General features: G+C 70.6%; 18 protein-coding genes. 10 read left to right on the forward strand and 8 right to left on the reverse strand.

Annotated features, from left to right (window positions below):
• Window positions 1-13 precede the first annotated feature (13 nt).
• Entirely contained in the window at window positions 14-856 is an 843-nt protein-coding gene (locus tag ACIA73_RS11245; RefSeq protein WP_399438138.1) for a hypothetical protein, read from the forward strand.
• A 150-nt stretch (window positions 857-1,006) separates the two neighbouring features.
• On the forward strand, window positions 1,007-1,351 hold the full coding sequence (locus ACIA73_RS11250) for a rhodanese-like domain-containing protein (RefSeq protein ID WP_399438139.1): 345 nt from the start codon (window positions 1,007-1,009) through the stop codon (window positions 1,349-1,351).
• 21 nt (window positions 1,352-1,372) lie between these two features.
• Here the strand turns inward: ACIA73_RS11250 and ACIA73_RS11255 are convergent, their stop codons facing one another.
• The 6 genes from ACIA73_RS11255 to paaA form a co-directional block, all read right to left on the reverse strand.
• Window positions 1,373-2,506 carry an acyl-CoA dehydrogenase family protein gene (locus ACIA73_RS11255; RefSeq protein WP_399438140.1) on the reverse strand — a complete coding sequence of 378 codons (1,134 nt, stop codon included), beginning with the start codon at window positions 2,504-2,506 and terminating at the stop codon, window positions 1,373-1,375.
• Window positions 2,507-2,630: 124 nt separating this feature from the next.
• Window positions 2,631-3,695 carry a 2Fe-2S iron-sulfur cluster-binding protein gene (locus ACIA73_RS11260; protein WP_399438141.1) on the reverse strand — a complete coding sequence of 355 codons (1,065 nt, stop codon included), beginning with the start codon at window positions 3,693-3,695 and terminating at the stop codon, window positions 2,631-2,633.
• Window positions 3,696-4,199, reverse strand: coding sequence for a 1,2-phenylacetyl-CoA epoxidase subunit PaaD (paaD, locus tag ACIA73_RS11265; protein WP_399438142.1), 504 nt, complete (start codon window positions 4,197-4,199; stop codon window positions 3,696-3,698). It lies immediately after the preceding gene.
• On the reverse strand, window positions 4,193-4,918 hold the full coding sequence (gene paaC / locus ACIA73_RS11270; RefSeq protein ID WP_399438143.1) for a 1,2-phenylacetyl-CoA epoxidase subunit PaaC: 726 nt from the start codon (window positions 4,916-4,918) through the stop codon (window positions 4,193-4,195). Before paaC ends, paaD begins: the two co-directional genes overlap by 7 nt.
• On the reverse strand, window positions 4,915-5,214 hold the full coding sequence (paaB, locus tag ACIA73_RS11275) for a 1,2-phenylacetyl-CoA epoxidase subunit PaaB (RefSeq protein WP_399438144.1): 300 nt from the start codon (window positions 5,212-5,214) through the stop codon (window positions 4,915-4,917). Before paaB ends, paaC begins: the two co-directional genes overlap by 4 nt.
• Window positions 5,211-6,296 carry a 1,2-phenylacetyl-CoA epoxidase subunit PaaA gene (paaA, locus tag ACIA73_RS11280; RefSeq protein WP_399438145.1) on the reverse strand — a complete coding sequence of 362 codons (1,086 nt, stop codon included), beginning with the start codon at window positions 6,294-6,296 and terminating at the stop codon, window positions 5,211-5,213. Before paaA ends, paaB begins: the two co-directional genes overlap by 4 nt.
• A 122-nt stretch (window positions 6,297-6,418) precedes the next feature.
• Between paaA and ACIA73_RS11285 the strand changes: the two genes are divergently transcribed.
• Genes ACIA73_RS11285 through ACIA73_RS11295 form a run of 3 tightly spaced genes read left to right on the forward strand, consistent with a single transcriptional unit; the run spans window position 6,419 to window position 9,095 of the window.
• Window positions 6,419-7,153, forward strand: coding sequence for a DUF5819 family protein (locus ACIA73_RS11285; protein ID WP_399438146.1), 735 nt, complete (start codon window positions 6,419-6,421; stop codon window positions 7,151-7,153).
• Window positions 7,150-8,409, forward strand: coding sequence for an HTTM domain-containing protein (locus tag ACIA73_RS11290; protein ID WP_399438147.1), 1,260 nt, complete (start codon window positions 7,150-7,152; stop codon window positions 8,407-8,409). The genes ACIA73_RS11285 and ACIA73_RS11290 overlap by 4 nt, the downstream gene beginning before the upstream one ends.
• Window positions 8,406-9,095, forward strand: a complete 690-nt coding sequence (locus tag ACIA73_RS11295) for a TrmH family RNA methyltransferase (protein WP_399438148.1) — start codon at window positions 8,406-8,408, stop codon at window positions 9,093-9,095. The genes ACIA73_RS11290 and ACIA73_RS11295 overlap by 4 nt, the downstream gene beginning before the upstream one ends.
• Window positions 9,096-9,275: 180 nt before the next feature.
• Here the strand turns inward: ACIA73_RS11295 and paaN are convergent, their stop codons facing one another.
• Entirely contained in the window at window positions 9,276-10,979 is a 1,704-nt protein-coding gene (paaN, locus tag ACIA73_RS11300; protein WP_399438149.1) for a phenylacetic acid degradation protein PaaN, read from the reverse strand.
• A 165-nt stretch (window positions 10,980-11,144) separates the two neighbouring features.
• Here paaN and ACIA73_RS11305 point away from each other — a divergent pair, with 165 nt between their 5' ends.
• Window positions 11,145-12,653, forward strand: a complete 1,509-nt coding sequence (locus ACIA73_RS11305; protein WP_399438151.1) for a 3-hydroxyacyl-CoA dehydrogenase — start codon at window positions 11,145-11,147, stop codon at window positions 12,651-12,653.
• A complete protein-coding gene (locus ACIA73_RS11310; RefSeq protein ID WP_399438152.1) occupies window positions 12,650-13,285 on the forward strand; it encodes a TetR/AcrR family transcriptional regulator in 636 nt (211 codons plus the stop codon). The genes ACIA73_RS11305 and ACIA73_RS11310 overlap by 4 nt, the downstream gene beginning before the upstream one ends.
• Before the next feature lie 97 nt (window positions 13,286-13,382).
• Here ACIA73_RS11310 and ACIA73_RS11315 read toward each other — a convergent pair whose 3' ends face one another.
• Window positions 13,383-13,916 carry an Lrp/AsnC family transcriptional regulator gene (locus ACIA73_RS11315; RefSeq protein WP_399438153.1) on the reverse strand — a complete coding sequence of 178 codons (534 nt, stop codon included), beginning with the start codon at window positions 13,914-13,916 and terminating at the stop codon, window positions 13,383-13,385.
• 232 nt (window positions 13,917-14,148) lie between these two features.
• Here ACIA73_RS11315 and pdhA point away from each other — a divergent pair, with 232 nt between their 5' ends.
• Genes pdhA through ACIA73_RS11330 form a run of 3 tightly spaced genes read left to right on the forward strand, consistent with a single transcriptional unit; the run spans window position 14,149 to window position 17,710 of the window.
• Window positions 14,149-15,303 carry a pyruvate dehydrogenase (acetyl-transferring) E1 component subunit alpha gene (gene pdhA, locus ACIA73_RS11320; protein ID WP_399438154.1) on the forward strand — a complete coding sequence of 385 codons (1,155 nt, stop codon included), beginning with the start codon at window positions 14,149-14,151 and terminating at the stop codon, window positions 15,301-15,303.
• The gene (locus tag ACIA73_RS11325) at window positions 15,300-16,313 is read left to right on the forward strand and encodes an alpha-ketoacid dehydrogenase subunit beta (protein WP_399438155.1); all 1,014 of its coding nucleotides are present in this window, start codon (window positions 15,300-15,302) and stop codon (window positions 16,311-16,313) included. Before pdhA ends, ACIA73_RS11325 begins: the two co-directional genes overlap by 4 nt.
• Window positions 16,314-16,330: 17 nt before the next feature.
• On the forward strand, window positions 16,331-17,710 hold the full coding sequence (locus tag ACIA73_RS11330) for a dihydrolipoamide acetyltransferase family protein (RefSeq protein WP_399438156.1): 1,380 nt from the start codon (window positions 16,331-16,333) through the stop codon (window positions 17,708-17,710).
• Window positions 17,711-17,861 lie beyond the last annotated feature (151 nt).

Consider the following 17,861-nt stretch of genomic DNA (forward strand, 5'->3'; position numbering starts at 1 on the left):
GTAGGCTGGATGGGTGACTCAGGATGCCGCCGGGGGACCGGTTACCCCCAACGAAGAGGTGCAGACCGCTGAGGGTGCGGGCACCGCACGCCCCGAGGCGCGGCTGGAGAAGGCGGTGGGGGCTGCCGAGCAGGCGTTGATCGAGTTCGAGATCGCGGTGGACACCTTCCGTATCGAGGTCGAGAACTTCTCCCGGCTGCACCACCAGAAGCTCGGGCCGATGTACTCGCGGCTGGACGAGCTGGACGCACAGATCGCGGAGGCGAAGGCTCGGCGGACCGGCGATCCGGAGGATCTGGCCAAGGCGCAGGAGGCGCGGGCGCTGGTGATGCCGATGCCGGGTGTGGAGGAGCTCTTCCACGACTGGATGGACTCCGACGGGCTGTCGCCGGAGGCCGCCTCCATGCTGACCGAGCAGCCGGTGCGGCCGCCGGAGCGGGTGCGCCCCAGCGAGGAGGCGCGGAAGCTGTACCGCGACCTGGCCCGCAAGGCGCACCCCGACCTGGCGCGGGAGGAGAAGGAGCAGCGGCGGCGCGAGGAGTTCATCACCCGGGTCAACGCCGCCTACGCGCGTGGCGACGAGTCGCTGCTGCGGGAGCTCACCGAGGAGTGGGCGGCCGGTCCGGTGCCTGAGGTGCGGCTCAGCGAGAGCGAGGAGCTGTATGCGCGGCTGGAGTGGCTCTCGCAACGCAAGGAGCTGCTGACAGCGGTCGCCCGCGAGCTGGAGGAGGGCGCGATCGGGTCGATGCTGCGGATGGCGCCGGACGATCCCGACCGTCTGCTGGACGAGATCGCGGAGCAGTTGCTGGCTCAGGTCTCCGAGCGTGAGGCCGAGCTGGCCCGGTGGGTGCAGTAGCGTTCCCAGGCGGTTGTGGTGCCCGATCACGGCCGAGCGCCGGGGGGACCCGGTGTGAGTGCTGTGTCTGTGTGCGCTGCGTGTGCGTGCGCTGCGTGTGTGTGTGCTGTGTTGGTGTGTGCTGTGTTGGTACGAGAGAAGGCCTGACCCATGAATTTCGCCTCCATGCCCTCGGTGGATGTCGCCTCGGTACCGGCCGACGGACTGGTGCTGGACGTCCGGGAGGCCGACGAGTGGGCGGCCGGGCACGTCGAGGGTGCGCTGCACGTGCCGATGAGCGACTTCGTCGCGCGGTTCGGTGAGGTCACCGAGGCGGTGGCCGAAGGCCGTCGTGCCCATGTGATGTGCCGGGTCGGTGGGCGTTCCGCGCAGGTCACCCAGTACCTGGTGCAGCAGGGCATCGACGCGGTGAACATCGAGGGCGGAATGCTCGCCTGGGACGGCGCCGGCCGGCCGATGGTGGCCGACGGCGGCGCGTCCGCGTTCGTGCTCTGAGCAAGTGGTCGCGAGCAGGCGCTAGTTGAGGGGATGGGCGGCCAGCAGGTCGCCCAGGGTCTCCTCGTGGGCGGCGGCCGGGCCGAGGCTGAGCTCCAGTTGCTTGGCCCAGGCGTGGTAGCGGTGCAGCGGGTAGTCGGTGTCGGCGCCGAAGCCGCCGTGCAGGTGCTGTGCCGTTTGGACGGTGCGGCGCACCCCGTCCGAGGCCCAGATCTTGGCGACCGCCACGTCCCCGGCCAGGGGCAGTGCCCCGCCCGCCCCGGTGCTGAGCCGCCAGGCGGCCTGCCAGAGGGTGGCCTCCATGGCGCGCAGGTCGATGTACCGGTCTGCGGCCTGCACGGCGACCGCCTGGAAGGTGGCGACCGGGAAGCCGAACTGTTCGCGCCCCGAGGTGTACTCGGCCGACATCTCCAGCACCCGCTCCCCGAGCCCCAGCGCCTGCGCGCAGGTGCCGACGGTGAGCAGCGAACGCAGCCAGTCCCAGGCCGCCCCGTCGGTGATGACTTCGTGGGGCTGCGCCGTGACGGAGTCGAGGCGGACCTCGGCGAGGAGTTCGCCACTGGTGGAGAACTGGTCGGCGAGTGTCACTCCGGTACGGTCGCGGGGAACCAGCGCGAGGACGGCCCGGCCCGCGTCGGTGTGTGCGGGGATCGCGATCAGGTCGGCGTACGCCGCCCAGGGCACCGCCGTCTGGGCGCCGTCCAGCACCCAGCCACCGGCGTCCTGCCGTGCGGTGACCGCCAGCTCCGCCGGGTCGTGGCCGCTGCGGCCGTTGGCCCCCGCGGTCAGCACCAGCTCTCCGCGTCCGGCCCGGGGCAGCACGGTGTCCGCCAACTCCTTGTCCCCGTAACGCTGTACGGCGGCGGCCACCGCGCTCGTCTCCAGCAGGGGTACGCGGGCGAGTACCTTGGCGGACTCCCGCAGGACCAGGCACAGGGCGACCGGGTCCAGCCCCGCGCCTCCGTGCTCCGGGGCCAGCAACAGGCTCAGCAGATCGGCGGTGCCCAGCTTCGTCCACAGGGGGCGGTCGAAGTCGTCGGCCACCGCCCCCGCAGTGAGCGCCGGGCTGATCACCGCGTCCGGCGCCACCCCGGAGAAGACGGCCCGCGCCGCCTCCGTGGCCGCCTGCTGTTCCTCGGTGAAGGTGAAGTCCACTGCCCTGCCCTCCCGTTGACGTAACGCATTGCTATCTGACGGTGCGTCAAGATAGAACACGTTCTACGGGAAGGGAATGGGCAGGGGCGAGCTCCCCCGCCCGTCCGGGCGCGGCCACAGGTTCTCAGCGGTCGAAGTCCAACTCCACCTCCCCGGTGGCCGGGTGGGACTGGCAGGCCAGTACGTACCCCGCCTCGGTCTCCTCCGCCTCCAGCGCGTAGTTCCGGTCCATCCGCACCTCGCCGCGCACCACGAACGCCCGGCACGTACCGCACACCCCGCCCTTGCAGGCGTACGGTGCGTCGGCCCGCGCCCGCAGTACGGTCTCCAGCAGCGACTCGCCGTCCTGCACGGGCCAGGTCCCGGACCGCCCGTCGAGCGTCGCGGTCAGCGTGCCGCCCACCGCGGCCGGCACCGGAACGGCGGGTGTGCCGGACGTCGGCCCGTCGTCCACATGGAAGATCTCCTCATGGACCCGCTCCCGCGGGACATCCAGCCCGCGCAGTGCCCGCTCGGCCCCCTTCACCAGACCCAGCGGACCGCACAGATACCAGCCGTCGATGTCCGCCACCGGCAGCAGCACGGGCAACAGCTGGGTCAGCCGCTCCTCGTCCAGCCGCCCGGAGGGCAGCCCCGACTGCTGCTCCTCCCGCGACAGCGCCGTGACCAGCTGGAACCGTCCGGGGAAGCGGTCCTTGAGGTCGGCGATCTCCTCAAGGAACATGGTGGAAGCGGCCGTCCGGTCACTGCGGATCAGACAGAACCGGGCCTCGGGCCGCCGGGCCAGCAGCGTTGTCGCGATCGACAGCACCGGGGTGATCCCACTGCCGCCGACCACCGCCGCGAAGTAACCGTCGCGCGGCTCCAGGGTGAACCGGCCCATCGGTGGCATCGCCTCGACGGTGTCCCCGACCAGCAGTTCCTTGAGGGCGTACGTCGAGTAGGCGCCGCCGTCGACGAGCCGGATGCCGACCCGCAGCACCGGCTCCTCGGGGGCTTCGGCGGCGGGCGCGCAGATCGAGTACGTACGCCGGATCTCCTGCCCGTCCACGATTCGCCGCAGCGCCAGGTGCTGGCCCGGTACGTGCCGGAAGGTCTCGCGCAGCTCGGGCGGCACGGCGAGGGTGACGGCCACCGCATCGTCCGTGAGCCGCTCGATGCCCCGGACCCGGAGCGGGTGGAACGGCATCTACAACTCCTTGAAGTGGTCGAAGGGTTCGCGGCAGGCGGCGCAGCGGCGCAGCGCCTTGCACGCGGTGGAGGAGAAGCGGCTGAGCAGCTCGGTGTCTATGGACCCGCAGTGCGGGCAGCGGATGGCCAGTGACAGGGGTATCGGCTCGCTCGCCAGGTCGCGGGTGGTGCGCGGCGGTGCGATCCCGAACTCGGCGAGCTTGCGCCGCCCTTCGGCGCTGATGTCGTCCGTCGACCAGGCCGGCGAGAGCACCGTACGGACCGACACCTCGGCCATCCCGCCGCTCTCGTGCAGTATCCGCTCGATGTCGGCGGACATCGCCTCGATCGCCGGGCAGCCGGTGTACGTCGGGGTCAGCTCGACCTCCACCCTGCCGGGCCCGGACACATGGACCGCGCGCAGCACACCCAGCTCCTCCAGCGTGATCACCGGAAGCTCGGGGTCCGGCACCGAGCCCGCCAGGCGGCGCAGCTCTTCCTCCAGCGGAGTGGTGGTCACCATGTCGCCCCCGGGTGGCTGCGGTGCAGGTGCTGCATTTCGGCGATCATCCGCCCGAACGGCTCGGTGTGCAGTCCCTGCCGCCCGGCGCCCGCGGCCCAGGCGCCGGTGCGCGGCCCTTCGGGCACGGTCAGCGTCGCCCGCTCCAGGATGTCCGTCACGGACTCCAGCCAGTCCGCTTCGAGCTGCTGCCAGTCGACCCCCTGCACCCCCTCGACCCGCTGGAACGGCTCGCCGGTGAACTTCCACAGCGCGTCGAGCGCCCGCTGTATCCGCCCGTGGCTCTCCTCGGTGCCGTCGCCCAGCCGCAGCGTCCACTGCTCGGCGTGGTCGCGGTGGTACGCCGTCTCCTTGACCGCCTTCGCCGCGAGCGGGGCGAATTCGCTTTCCCCGGCGGCCAGTTGGCCGTGCAGCAGGTGCTGATAGGTGGAGAAATAGAGCTGGCGCGCGATGGTGTGGGCGAAGTCGCCGTTCGGCTGCTCGACCAGCTGGAGGTTGCGGAAGGCCCGCTCCTCGCGGAGGTAGGCCAGCTCGTCCTCGTCGCCGGCCAGCGAGAGCAGGATGCGGGCCTGGCCGAGCAGGTCCAGTGCGATGTTGGCGAGCGCGACCTCTTCTTCCAGTACGGGGGCGTGGCCTGCCCACTCCCCCAGCCGGTGGGACAGGATCAGCGCGTCGTCGCCCAGGGCGAGGGCGGCGGAGTGCGTGGTGGGTGTGGTGGTCACAGGTGCTTCACCCCGTCCGGGATCTCGTAGAAGGTGGGGTGCCGGTAGGGCTTGTCACCGGCGGGCTCGAAGAAGGAGTCCTTCTCGTCGGGGGAGGACGCGGTGATCTCGGTGGACGGCACCACCCAGATCGAGACCCCTTCCGACCTGCGGGTGTAGAGGTCCCGGGCGTTGCGCAGGGCCATCTCCGCGTCGGGGGCGTGCAGGCTGCCGGCGTGGGTGTGGGACAGTCCGCGACGCGAGCGCACGAACACCTCCCACAGCGGCCAGTCGTGGTGCGAAGCCGTACCGGTCATGCTGCCGTCCCCCTTGTGTGCGGTGCGCCGGTGCTCTGTGCGCGAGTGTTCGGTGCGCCGGTGTTGGGGGCCCCGGTGTTCGTTGGGCCGCTGCGGCGCGGGCTGTGCTTTTCGGCGTACGCGGCCGCCGCGTCGCGCACCCAGGCGCCCACTTCGTGTGCCTGGCGGCGCTGGGTGATCCGCTGTTCGTTGCAGGGTCCGTTGCCCTTGAGTACGTCCCAGAACTCGGCCCAGTCGATGGCGCCGAAGTCGTAGTGCCCGCGCTCCTTGTTCCACCGCAGATCCGCGTCGGGGAGGGTGAGGCCGAGCGACTCGGCCTGCGGGACGGCGATGTCGACGAAGCGCTGACGCAGGTCGTCGTTGGTGTGGCGCTTGATCTTCCACTCCATCGACTGAGCGGAGTGCGAGGACTCGTCGTCCGGCGGGCCGAACATCATCAGCGACGGCCACCACCACCGGTTCACCGCGTCCTGCGCCATCGCGTGCTGTTCCGGGGTGCCCTTGGAGAGAGCGAGCAGGGATTCGTACCCCTGGCGCTGGTGAAAGGACTCCTCCTTGCAGATACGGACCATGGCGCGGGCGTACGGGCCGTAGGAGCAGCGGCAGATCGGGACCTGGTTGGTGATCGCGGCGCCGTCCACCAGCCAACCGATCGCGCCGACGTCGGCCCAGGTCAGGGTGGGGTAGTTGAAGATCGAGGAGTACTTCTGGCGGCCGGCGTGGAGCTTGTCGAGCAGCTCCTCGCGGCTTGTGCCCAGCGTCTCGGCGGCGCTGTAGAGGTAGAGCCCGTGGCCCGCCTCGTCCTGGACCTTGGCCATCAGGATGGCCTTGCGGCGCAGCGAGGGGGCGCGGGTGATCCAGTTGGCCTCCGGCTGCATGCCGATGATCTCGGAGTGCGCGTGCTGGGCGATCTGGCGGACCAGGGAGGCGCGGTAGGCGTCCGGCATCCAGTCGCGCGGCTCGATGCGCTCGTCCGCGGCGACCGCGGTGTCGAACGCTGCCTTGTCCGCCGCGTCCGTCGCCGCCTGCGTGGTCCCCGTGTCCCGGCCCGGCGGAGTCTGCTCTGCCGTCACTGTCGTCATCCTGGCCCCCTCTGCCACCTACCGACCGATCGTTCGGTTCAATGACTTCAATGGTGGGGCGACGGCCCGTAGGGTGTCAACCTCTGTGGATAACTGGGCCGACACGTGCTGATCGGGGCGGGATGGATTCGTACGACGACAAGGCCGGGACCGGGACCGGTGGGGCCGCCGCGCCTCCCGACCCGGCCGACGCCAGCGACCGGCCGGGAATAGCCGGGCTGTCCTTCCGCTCACGGATCGTCGCCACCCTCGCGCTCGCTCTGATCGGCGTCACCGCTCTGGTCCACCTCGGCATGGTGTTCCTGCACGTCAGCCCGTCGAACACGGTGAGTAAGGAGCACGCCGATGCGGTGGACGCCTGGATCAATCCCGAGTTCGAGCAGAACTGGAAGCTCTTCGCTCCCAACCCGCTCCAGCAGAACATCGCCGTCCAGGCCCGCGCCCAGATCCGCACCGAGAGCGGCCAGTGGCGCACCACGGAGTGGATCGACTTCACCGCCAGGGATGCCAAGGAGATCCGCGGCAGCCTGCTGCCGAGCCACACCGTCCAGAACGAACTGCGCCGCGGCTGGGATTTCTATGTCGGCTGGCACGACGAGAAGAATCAGTCCCTCGGCATGCGCGGGAAACTCTCCGAGCGTTATGTACGGCGCATCGTGCTGGAGCGGATGTCCGAGCTCGACATGGGCGGTGCCGTCGCCCGGATCCAGGTGCGCTCGCGCACCACCGTGGTGAAGCCGCCGAAGTGGAGCACGGAGAAGGTGGCCACCACGCCGTCGTACCGGCAGCTTCCGTGGTGGACGGTGACACCGGCCGACCTCACCAAGGCCGCCAGGGACGCAGGGGTGACCAAGTGAGCACAGAGATTCCAGGCCCCACGACCCCTCCGGCGCCCGCCTCCAAGCAGCGTCTCGGCGGGTTCGACCGCAAGCTCGTCCGGGTCCTCCAGCAGGGCGTCCAGAACGTCAGCTCCGCCGCGCTCGGCCCGTACCAGAGCGCCGTCGTCCGGATCGGTTTCTCCGCGACCTGGCTGCTCTTCCTGCTGCGCGAGTTCCCCCACCGCCATGAGATGTACGGACCCGGAGGCCCGTGGGGCTGGGACATGGCGCAGGAGATCATCTCCGACAACAAGGCCTTCACCGTCCTGATGTGGACGGACAGCCCGCTGTGGTTCGAGTTCGTGTACGTCGCGGCGATGGTGTCCGCAGTGCTGCTGATGATCGGCTGGCGTACCCGGACCATGTCCGTCCTCTTCATGGTCGGCGTGCTCTCGCTGCTCAACCGCAGCGTCTTCATGGGCGACGGCGGCGACAACGTCATCCACCTGATGGCGATGTATCTGGTGCTCACCCGCTGTGGCCAGGTGTGGTCGCTGGACGCCCGCCGGGTGCGGGAAGCGGGCGGCGCGGTGGCCGCCGTCGTACGTGACCGGGTGGGCCCGGCGCTGTGGACGGTGCTCGGAGTGGCCCTCTCGGTGGTCACCTTCACGGGCGTCATGCGCTGGGGCTGGCTGCTGGTCTTCTGGACGCTGCTGCTGGTCCAGGCCCTGTGGTGGGGAGTCTGCCGGTACGCCGACGGAGAGCCGAGGCGTCTGCTGGACGTGCTGGCGAACCTGGTGCACAACGCGGGACTGCTCATCATCATGGTCGAGGTCTGCTTCGTCTACGCGACGGCCGGCTGGTACAAGGTGCAGGGCACGCGCTGGCAGGACGGCACCGCCATCCACTACCCGCTGCACCTGGACTACTTCACCCCCTGGCCGGACCTCTCCGCGCTGCTCGCCTCCAGCGGCGTGATGGTGATGGTGGTGACGTACGGAACGGTGATAGTGCAGGTCGCTTTCCCGTTCACCCTCTTCAACCGGCGGGTCAAGAACGTCCTGCTGGCGCTGATGATGCTGGAGCACGCGAGCATCGCGGTGCTGCTCGGGCTGCCGTTCTTCTCGATGGCGATGATCGCCGCGGACGCGGTGTTCCTGCCGACGGTCTTCCTGATGTGGCTCGGCGGACGGGCCGGCCGGGTGCGGAACAAGGTGCTCGGGGCGCCCGCTGCCAAGGCGGCGGTGAAGCGTCGTACGGACCAGGAGGAGCAGCCCCGTACGCTCGTGGGGTGAGCAGCGAGAACACCCATGCGCCCGAGCCGGTGAGCCCCGAGCCGGTGAGCCCCGAGCCGGTGCAGTACGACGAGGGCTTCGGCACCGAGATCGGCGTGGGCCCGCACCCCGGCCCCTGGCCCGAGGGTGAGCGCTACGACCCGGAGCTGCTCGCGCAGGGCGACCGCCGCAATGTGGTCGACCCGTATCGCTACTGGACCCGCGAGGCGATCGTCGCCGACCTGGACACCCGGCGGCACGACTTCCACGTGGCCGTCGAGAACTGGGGACACGACTTCAACATCGGCTCCGTGGTGCGGACCGCCAACGCGTTCCTGGCCAAGGAGATCCACATCGTGGGCCGCCGTCGCTGGAACCGTCGCGGGGCGATGGTCACCGACCGCTACCAGCATGTGCGCCACCACCCCGACACCGAGTCGCTGACCGCGTGGGCCGAGGCCGAAGGTGTGCCGATCATCGGCATCGACAATCTGCCGGGAGCGGTTCCCCTGGAGCGGACCGTGCTGCCGAAGCGGTGTGTGCTGCTGTTCGGGCAGGAGGGCCCCGGGCTGACCGAAGAGGCCCGGAAACACGCGTCGATGGTCTGCTCGATCGCGCAGTTCGGCTCGACCCGGTCCATCAACGCGGGCGCTGCGGCGGCGATCGCGATGCATGCGTGGGTGCAGCGGTACGCGGAGATCTCCTAGCAGGGCGCCATGTTTCACGTGAAACACGACGTGATCCGCAAACACGATGTGCTCCGCACACGCGACGTGTTCCGCGAAGGGCGATGTTTCACGTGAAACAGGGAATGCCGTGACCCGGCTTGGGGGGCTCGGGTCACGGCATTCGTTCCTGGGATGCGCCCTGCGCGTCGGGCGGGTGCCTCACGCCTGGCGGCGTACCTCCACCGTCCGGAAGCGGTTGGCGACGAAGGCGCCGTCGCAGAGGGCGGCGTTCGCCGCCGGGTTGCCGCCGGAGCCGTGGAAGTCGGAGAAGGCGGCCGTCTGGTTGACGTACACCCCGCCCGTCAGATTCAGCGAGAGCTGCGCGGACTCCTCCAGGCAGACCTCCTCGACGGCCCGTTCCACCTCGGGCGAGGTGGTGTACGCGCCGACCGTCATCGCACCCTTCTCGCGGACCGTACGTCGCAGCAGGTCGAGCGCGTCGGCCGTGGAGTCGACCGCGACGGCGAAGGACACCGGGCCGAAGCACTCCGACATGTAGGCCGCCTCGGCGTCCGGCTTCGTGCCGTCCAGCTTGACCATGACGGGGGTGCGGACGGTCGCGTCGGGGAAGTCCGGGTTGCTGATCTCGCGGCTGGGGAGGGCGACTTCACCGAGGCTGGCCGCCGTCTCCAGGCGGGCCTTCACGTCGGGGTTGACCAGCGCGCCGAGCAGCGCGTTCGCCCGGGCGTCGTCGCCGAGCAGGCCGCCGACCGACTTCGCGAGGTCCTCGACCACCTCGTTGTACGTCTTGGGACCCGCGTCCGTGCCGATGCCGTCGCGCGGGATCAGCAGGTTCTGCGGGGTGGTGCACATCTGGCCGCTGTACAGGGAGAGCGAGAAGGCCAGGTTGGAGAGCATTCCCTTGTAGTTGTCGGTGGAGTCGAGGACGACGGTGTTGACGCCGGCCTTCTCCGTGTAGACCTGCGCCTGGCGGGCGTTCGTCTCCAGCCAGTCACCGAAGGAGGTCGACCCCGTGTAGTCGATGATCTTGATCTCGGGGCGGGTGGCGAGCGTCTTGGCGATGCCCTCGCCCGGACCCTCGGCGGCCAGCGCCACCAGGTTGGGGTCGAAGCCCGCCTCGGCCAGTACCTCACGGGCCGCCTTCACCGTCATGGCGAGCGGCAGCACGGCGCGCGGGTGCGGCTTGACCAGGACCGGGTTGCCGGTGGCCAGCGAGGCGAAGAGGCCCGGGTAGCCGTTCCAGGTCGGGAAGGTGTTGCAGCCGATCATCAGCGCGATGCCGCGCGGCACGGCGGTGAACGACTTCGACAGGTTGAGCGGGTCGCGCTTGCCCTGCGGCTTCGACCAGTCCGCCGAGCCGGGGACCCGGGTTTGCTCGACGAGGGCGTACGCCACCGCCTCCAAGCCGCGGTCCTGGGCGTGCGGGCCGCCCGCCTGGAGCGCCATCATGAACGCCTGCCCGCTGGTGTGCATGACCGCGTGCGCGAACTCATGGGTGCGGGCACTGATCCGGGCCAGGATCTCCACACAGACCACCGCGCGCGCCTCGGGACCCGCGTCCCGCCACGCAGCCATGCCGGCTCGCATCGCGGGCAGCAGCACATCGATGTCGGCGTGCGGATAGGAGACACCCAACTCGAAACCGTAGGGCGACATCTCGCCGCCCTCGGAGGCGGCGCCGCCCACCCAGCCGTCCGTGCCGGGCTGCTCGCCCAGGTCGAAGCGGGTGTTCTTCAGTGCCTCGAACGCGGCCAGGCCGTCCGCCGCCGCGCTCTCCCCGTACGCCTTGGGGTGCTCGGGGTGCGGCGACCAGTACTCGCGGGTGCGGATCGCCTCCAGGGCCTTCTCCAGCGTGGGCCGGTGGGCCTCGGTCAGCTCTGTCAGTTTCCGGGACGACTGCATGGCGGCGGACCAACTCCTCGACGGGCGAAGGCGGGCGGAAAGCGGCGGACAGAAGTTAGAGTAACCGAACGATCGGTCGGGACAAGGGGGCCGACGTAAAGCCCTGCCCATCTCCGCAGAGCCCTGCTTGTCCCGGTGCTCATCGCGTCCTGGAGGATTGGCCGCATGACAGCAATCGAGCGCGCCCGCACCGTCTCCGTCGTCGGCGCCGGAACCATGGGCCAGGGCATCGCCCAGGTCGCCCTCATGGCCGGACACCCCGTGTTCCTCTTCGACGTGGACGCCGAACGCACCACCGCGGCCGTCGCCGCGGTACGTGGGCGCGTCGAGCGGCTGGTGGAGAAGGGGCGGCTCGACAAGGCGGACGCCGAGGAGGCGCTCGGGCGGCTGCACCCCGCCCACGACCTGCGCGACCTCTCCGCATCCGCGCTCGTCGTCGAGGCGATCATCGAGCAGCTGCCCGTAAAGCAGCAGCTGTTCCGCTCCCTCGAAGAGATCGTGGCCGCCGACTGCCTGCTCGCCTCCAACACCTCCTCGCTGTCCGTCACCGCGATCGCCGGGGGCCTGAAGCACCCCGGCCGCTTCGTCGGGATGCACTTCTTCAACCCGGCGCCGCTGCTCCCGCTGGTCGAGGTCGTCAGTGGCTTCGCGACCGACGCGGACGCGGCCACGCGGGCGTACGACACGGCTCTCGCCTGGGGGAAGGGGCCGGTGCGCTGCGCCGACACCCCCGGTTTCCTGGTGAACCGGATCGCCCGTCCCTTCTACGCCGAGGCCTTCGCGGTGTACGAGGAGCAGGCCGCGGATCCGGCCACCATCGACGCCGTGCTGCGCGAGTCCGGCGGCTTCAGGATGGGCCCCTTCGAGCTGACCGACCTGATCGGCCAGGACGTCAACGAAGCCGTCTCCCGGTCCGTCTTCGAGGCCTTCTTCCAGAGCCCCAAGTTCGTGCCCTCGCTGCCGCAGCGCCGCCTGGTCGAGTCGGGGCGCCTCGGCAGGAAGGCCGGTCACGGCTGGTTCCCGTACGGGGAGGGGGCCGCGAAGCCCGCACCGCACACGGCCGCTGCCCAGGCCGCACCGGCACAGATCACCGTCGCCGGGGACTTCGGCCCGGCCTCCGAGGTGATCGTGATGCTTCAGGAGACGGACGGCATCGAGGTGAAGAAGGTGTCCGCCGACGGCGCCTACATCGGACTGCCGAGCGGCGGGCAGCTCTCGCTGGTGGACGGGAACACCTCGGTCGAGTACAGCGACGTCGTCTACTTCGACCTGGCCCTGGACTACCGGGCGGCCACCCGTATCGCGCTGTCCGCCTCGGACGACGTGTCGGAGGAGACCCTCAGGGAAGCCACCGGGCTGTTCCAGGCGCTCGGCAAGGACGTCAGCGTCATCGGTGACGTGCCGGGCATGATCGTTGGACGTACGGTCGCCATGCTCATCGACCTGGCGCTGGACGCGGTCGCCAAGGGGGTCGCCTCGCCCCAGGACATCGACACCGCGATGCGGCTCGGCGTCAACTACCCGCGCGGACCGCTGGAATGGGGCCGCGACCTCACCGGCGACTGGTCCTTCGACCTGCTCACCGCGCTGCACGCCCGCTGCCCCACCGGCCGATACGCACCCTCCCTGGCGCACTACCGGCAGGGGTACGCAGAGCAGGAGCCCACCACATGAGCACCACGGATCGCACCGGCACCGGCACCGGCACCAGCACCAGCACTGTCGCCAAGCGGGACACCTACACCCCGGAGACCCTGCTCGCCGTGGCCGTCCGGATCTTCAACGAGCGCGGTTACGACGGCACTTCGATGGAGCACCTCTCCAAGGCCGCCGGAATCTCCAAGTCCTCGATCTACCACCATGTCTCCGGCAAGGAGGAGCTGCTGCGGCGCGCGGTCAGCCGGGCGCTGGACGGGCTGTTCGGCATCCTGGAGGAGCCGCGGGCGCAGCGCGGGCGGGCCGTCGAGCGGGTCGAGTACGTCACCCGGCGCACCGTCGAGGTGCTGATGGCGGAACTGCCTTACGTGACCCTGCTGCTCCGGGTGCGGGGCAATACCCACACCGAGCGCTGGGCGCTGGAGCGGCGCCGCGAGTTCGACCAGCGGGTGGCCGATCTGCTCAAGGCCGCCGCGGCCGACGGGGACCTGCGGGCGGACGTGGACATCCGGCTGGCCACCCGGCTGCTCTTCGGGATGATCAACTCGCTGGTGGAGTGGTACCGGCCGCACCCCGACGGGGCGGCGGAGCAGGATCAGCTGGTGGACACGCTGGTGCGGATGGCCTTCGACGGGCTGCGGACGGACTGATCGCGGTGGCTATGGACGCACAGTGATGGTTGCGGACACACGGTGATGGTTGCGGGCGCATAGTGGCAGGTCAGGGCCGTGGATCTAGTGGTTCCGGTCAGTCCTGCGGGTGCTGGGGGTCCAGGTCCGTCTCCTCGAAGACCAGCAGGGTGCGGGTGCTCAGCACCTCCGGTATGGCCTGGATCTTCGTCAGGACCAGCTCCCGCAGCGTCCTGTTGTCCGGGGTGTGCACCAGCAGCAGAACGTCGAAGTCGCCGCTGACCAGGGCGATGTGAGCGGCCCCGGGGAGCGCTTGGAGTTCCTCGCGGACCGTCCGCCACGAGTTCTGGACGATCTTCAGGGTGATGTACGCGGAGGCGCCCTGACCTGCCCTTTCGTGGTCGACGCGGGCGCTGAAACCGCGGATCACGCCGTCGTCCAGGAGACGGTTGATACGCGCGTAGGCGTTGGCGCGCGACACGTGCACGCGCTCGGCCACCGACCGTATCGAGGCACGGCCGTCCGTCTGGAGCATCCGCAGGATGTCCTCGTCGATGGAGTCCAGGGGCCTCGCCGGGGGCGTTGGCCTGTGGACATCTTCGGGATTCCCGCGAAAACCGTCACCCGATCCGGCCATTTGTTCAGCTGGCATGCGTCCCCGCCTCCCCGTCATGGACGTCCTGTTCCCATCCCAGGCCCTGCAGAACCGTTTGTCCACAGGCTGATGCCGCCTGTAGCCAAAATGCATCCACGACCGAACAATCGGTAGGTGAGAGGCACCACATCCCGCCTGTGGGGCGCGGTGCTCCCTCCGACCGCTATGCACCACTTGCGTACCGCTCGCTCCGCGCCTGCGTACCGCTCCCGAAGAGGAGGTGTTCGTCGTGACGATTCAAGAGATGCCGGGCAGCACGGCCTACCGGCCCAGCCCCGCCCCTGCCTGGAAGCCCCGGACCGACCCCGCCCCGCTGCTCCCCGACCCCGAGCCGTACCGGGTGCTCGGCACCCCGGCCGCCGCCGGGCTCGACCCCGCCCTGATGCGCCGGCTCTACGCCGAACTGGTGCGCGGCCGGAGGTACAACGCGCAGGCCACCGCCCTCACCCGGCAGGGCAGGCTCGCCGTCTACCCCTCCAGCACCGGTCAGGAGGCCTGCGAGGTGGCGGCCGCGCTGGTGCTCAGGGAGCAGGACTGGCTCTTCCCTTCGTACCGCGACACCCTCGCCGCCGTGGCGCGCGGTCTGGACCCCGTCCAGGCGCTGACGCTGCTGCGCGGCGACTGGCACACCGGGTACGACCCGCGCGAAGTGCGGATAGCGCCGCTGTGCACCCCCCTCGCGACCCAGCTGCCGCACGCGGTGGGTCTCGCCCATGCGGCCAGGCTCAAGGGCGACGACGTGGTGGCACTGGCGATGGTCGGCGACGGCGGCACCAGCGAGGGCGACTTCCACGAGGCGCTGAACTTCGCGGCCGTGTGGCAGGCCCCGGTGGTCTTCCTGGTCCAGAACAACGGGTTCGCGATCTCCGTTCCGCTGGCCAAGCAGACCGCCGCGCCCTCCCTCGCCCACAAGGCGGTCGGCTACGGAATGCCGGGCCGGCTGGTCGACGGGAACGACGCGGCGGCCATGCACGAGGTGCTGACCGAGGCGATGGAGCGCGCCCGGCGCGGTGGCGGTCCGACCCTGATCGAGGCCGTGACGTACCGCATGGAAGCCCACACCAACGCGGACGACGCCACCCGCTACCGGGGTGACACGGAGGTTGACGCCTGGCGCGACCACGACCCGATCGCACTGCTTGAGCGGGAGCTGACGGAGCGCGGGCTGCTGGACGACGGGGGCATACGGGAGGCCAAGGAGGCCGCCGAGACGATGGCCGCCGACCTGCGGGCGCGGATGAACGCGGAGGCGGTGATCGACCCGATGGACCTCTTCACGGATGTCTACGCGGAGCGGACCGCTCAACTCCGCGAGCAGGAGGCCCAGTTGCGTGCCGAGCTCGACGCCGAGGCCGAGAGCGACGCGGAAGGTGCGGGGCGATGACCACCGTGGCGGAGAAGAAGACGGCGGCGAAGCCGGCGAGCATGGCGCAGGCCCTCCAGCGGGCGCTGCGCGACGCGATGGCCGAGGACCCGACCGTGCACGTCATGGGTGAGGACGTCGGTGCGCTCGGCGGGGTCTTCAGGATCACCGATGGGCTGGTCAAGGAGTTCGGCGAGGACCGCTGCACGGACACACCGCTGGCCGAGGCGGGAATCCTCGGGGCGGCCGTCGGCATGGCGATGTACGGGCTGCGGCCGGTCGTCGAGATGCAGTTCGACGCCTTCGCATACCCGGCGTTCGAGCAGCTTGCCAGCCATGTCGCCAAGATGCGCAACCGCACCCGTGGCGCCGTGCCGATGCCGATGACGATCCGCATTCCGTACGGCGGCGGCATCGGCGGCGTCGAGCACCACAGCGACTCCTCCGAGGCTTACTACATGGCCACCCCCGGCCTGCACGTCGTCACTCCGGCCACGGTCGAGGACGCCTACGGGATGCTCCGCGAGGCCATCGCCTCGGACGACCCGGTGGTCTTCCTGGAGCCCAAGCGGCTGTACTGGTCGAAGGCCGACTGGTCTCCGGAGGCGCCCTCCGCCGTCGCGCCGATAGGCAAGGCGGTCGTACGCCGCCCGGGCCGCAGCGCCACCCTGATCACCTACGGGCCCTCGCTGCCGGTGTGCATGGAGGCGGCCGAGGCCGCCACGGCCGAAGGCTGGGACCTGGAGGTCGTGGACCTGCGCTCGCTGGTCCCGTTCGACGACGAGACGGTCGCGGCTTCGGTACGTCGCACCGGGCGCGCGGTGGTCGTCCACGAGTCCACCGGCTTCGGCGGACCCGGCGGGGAGATCGCCGCACGCATCACGGAACGGTGCTTCCACCATTTGGAGGCGCCTGTGCTGCGGGTCGCGGGGCTGGACATTCCCTATCCGCCGCCGATGCTGGAGCGCCACCATCTGCCCGGTGTGGACCGGGTGCTGGACGCGGTCGCGCGGCTCCAGTGGGAGGCGTGATGGCCCGGGTGTCCGGAATGGCGAGTCTGGAGTTCAAGCTGCCGGATCTCGGTGAAGGGCTGACCGAGGCGGAGATCGTGCGCTGGCTGGTGGAGGTGGGCGACGTCGTCGCCGTCGACCAGCCGGTGGTCGAGGTCGAGACGGCCAAGGCGATGGTCGAGGTGCCGTGCCCGTACGGGGGCGTGGTGACGGCCCGCTTCGGCGAGGAGGGGACGGAACTGCCGGTCGGGTCGCCGCTGTTGACGGTGGCGGTGGGGGCGGACGGCGCGGCCATGGGCGGCGGGGACGCCGGCTCGGGTTCTTCGGGCGGGTCCGATGCCGGCTCCCGTAGCGGCTCCGGTGCCGATTCCGGTGGCGACTCCGGTTCGGGGAACGTCCTGGTCGGCTACGGCACCACCGCTCCGGCGGCGCGGCGGCGCAGGGTGCGTGCCGAGGGGGCTGTGAACGGGCGGGCGGCGGTCGCTGACCCGGTTCCGGTGGCTGCGGCCCCGGTTGTGGCTCCCGTCGCGGATACCGGTCCTGTGCCGGTCATCTCGCCGCTCGTACGCCGCCTGGCCCGTGATAATGGCCTGGACCTGCGGCAGTTGAGCGGGTCGGGGCCGGAGGGCCTGATCCTCCGCAGCGATGTGGAGCAGGCGATACGTCAGCCGGAGCCCGACCCCGTGGCGGTCACGGCACCCGTGCAGAGGCCGGCGCCCGCCGGTACCGCCGAGCGCATCCCCCTCAAGGGCGTACGCGGCGCGGTCGCCGACAAGCTGTCCCGCAGCCGGCGCGAGATACCGGACGCCACCTGCTGGGTCGACGCCGACGCGACCGCGCTGATGGCAGCCCGGACGGCGATGAACAGTGTGGGCAACGGCCCCAAGGTCTCCGTGCTGGCACTGCTCGCCCGGATCTGCACGGCGGCCCTGGCCCGGTTCCCGGAGCTGAACTCGACCGTGGACATGGACGCCCGCGAGGTAGTCCGGCTGCCCGAGGTGCATCTCGGGTTCGCCGCGCAGACCGAGCGCGGTCTGGTGGTTCCCGTGGTGCGCGCCGCCCACACCCGGAACGTGGAGTCGCTGGGCGAGGAACTGGTCCGGCTCACCGACGCGGCCAGGGCGGGCAAGCTCACTCCGGCCCAGCTCACCGGCGGCACCTTCACGCTCAACAACTACGGCGTGTTCGGCGTCGACGGCTCCACCCCGATCATCAACCACCCGGAGGCGGCGATGCTCGGCGTCGGCCGCATCGTGCCCAAGCCCTGGGTGTACGAGGGAGAGTTGGCGGTACGCAAGGTGGTCCAGCTCTCGCTGACCTTCGACCACCGGGTCTGCGACGGCGGCACCGCCGGGGGCTTCCTGCGCTACGTCGCCGACTGTGTGGAACACCCGGAGCTGCTGCTGCGCACACTCTGACCGCCGGGCGCGGCAGCCAGTACGCCGTTGCTGCGGTGTCACCCGGCCTCGCCTCCCGGATGCCACCCGGTCCCGCCTCCCGGTTGCGCCCGGCCCCGCCTCCCGGTTGCCGCCGTGAGGCGGGACGGCCCGTCGCCCGCGGGGGCGGGCC

Source organism: Streptomyces sp. NPDC051561, assembly GCF_044454195.1.
Classification (GTDB): domain Bacteria; phylum Actinomycetota; class Actinomycetes; order Streptomycetales; family Streptomycetaceae; genus Streptomyces.

Coding starts and splice junctions, on each gene's coding strand:
- ACIA73_RS11325 (WP_399438155.1), top strand. CDS start 15,300: ATGACCACCGTGGCGGAGAAGAAGACGGCGGCGAAGCCGGCGAGCATG.
- ACIA73_RS11260 (WP_399438141.1), bottom strand. CDS start 3,695: ATGCCGTTCCACCCGCTCCGGGTCCGGGGCATCGAGCGGCTCACGGAC.
- paaB (WP_399438144.1), bottom strand. CDS start 5,214: ATGACCGGTACGGCTTCGCACCACGACTGGCCGCTGTGGGAGGTGTTC.
- ACIA73_RS11250 (WP_399438139.1), top strand. CDS start 1,007: ATGAATTTCGCCTCCATGCCCTCGGTGGATGTCGCCTCGGTACCGGCC.
- ACIA73_RS11310 (WP_399438152.1), top strand. CDS start 12,650: ATGAGCACCACGGATCGCACCGGCACCGGCACCGGCACCAGCACCAGC.
- ACIA73_RS11285 (WP_399438146.1), top strand. CDS start 6,419: ATGGATTCGTACGACGACAAGGCCGGGACCGGGACCGGTGGGGCCGCC.
- paaN (WP_399438149.1), bottom strand. CDS start 10,979: ATGCAGTCGTCCCGGAAACTGACAGAGCTGACCGAGGCCCACCGGCCC.
- paaD (WP_399438142.1), bottom strand. CDS start 4,199: ATGGTGACCACCACTCCGCTGGAGGAAGAGCTGCGCCGCCTGGCGGGC.
- ACIA73_RS11305 (WP_399438151.1), top strand. CDS start 11,145: ATGACAGCAATCGAGCGCGCCCGCACCGTCTCCGTCGTCGGCGCCGGA.
- ACIA73_RS11330 (WP_399438156.1), top strand. CDS start 16,331: ATGGCGAGTCTGGAGTTCAAGCTGCCGGATCTCGGTGAAGGGCTGACC.
- paaA (WP_399438145.1), bottom strand. CDS start 6,296: ATGACGACAGTGACGGCAGAGCAGACTCCGCCGGGCCGGGACACGGGG.
- ACIA73_RS11315 (WP_399438153.1), bottom strand. CDS start 13,916: ATGCCAGCTGAACAAATGGCCGGATCGGGTGACGGTTTTCGCGGGAAT.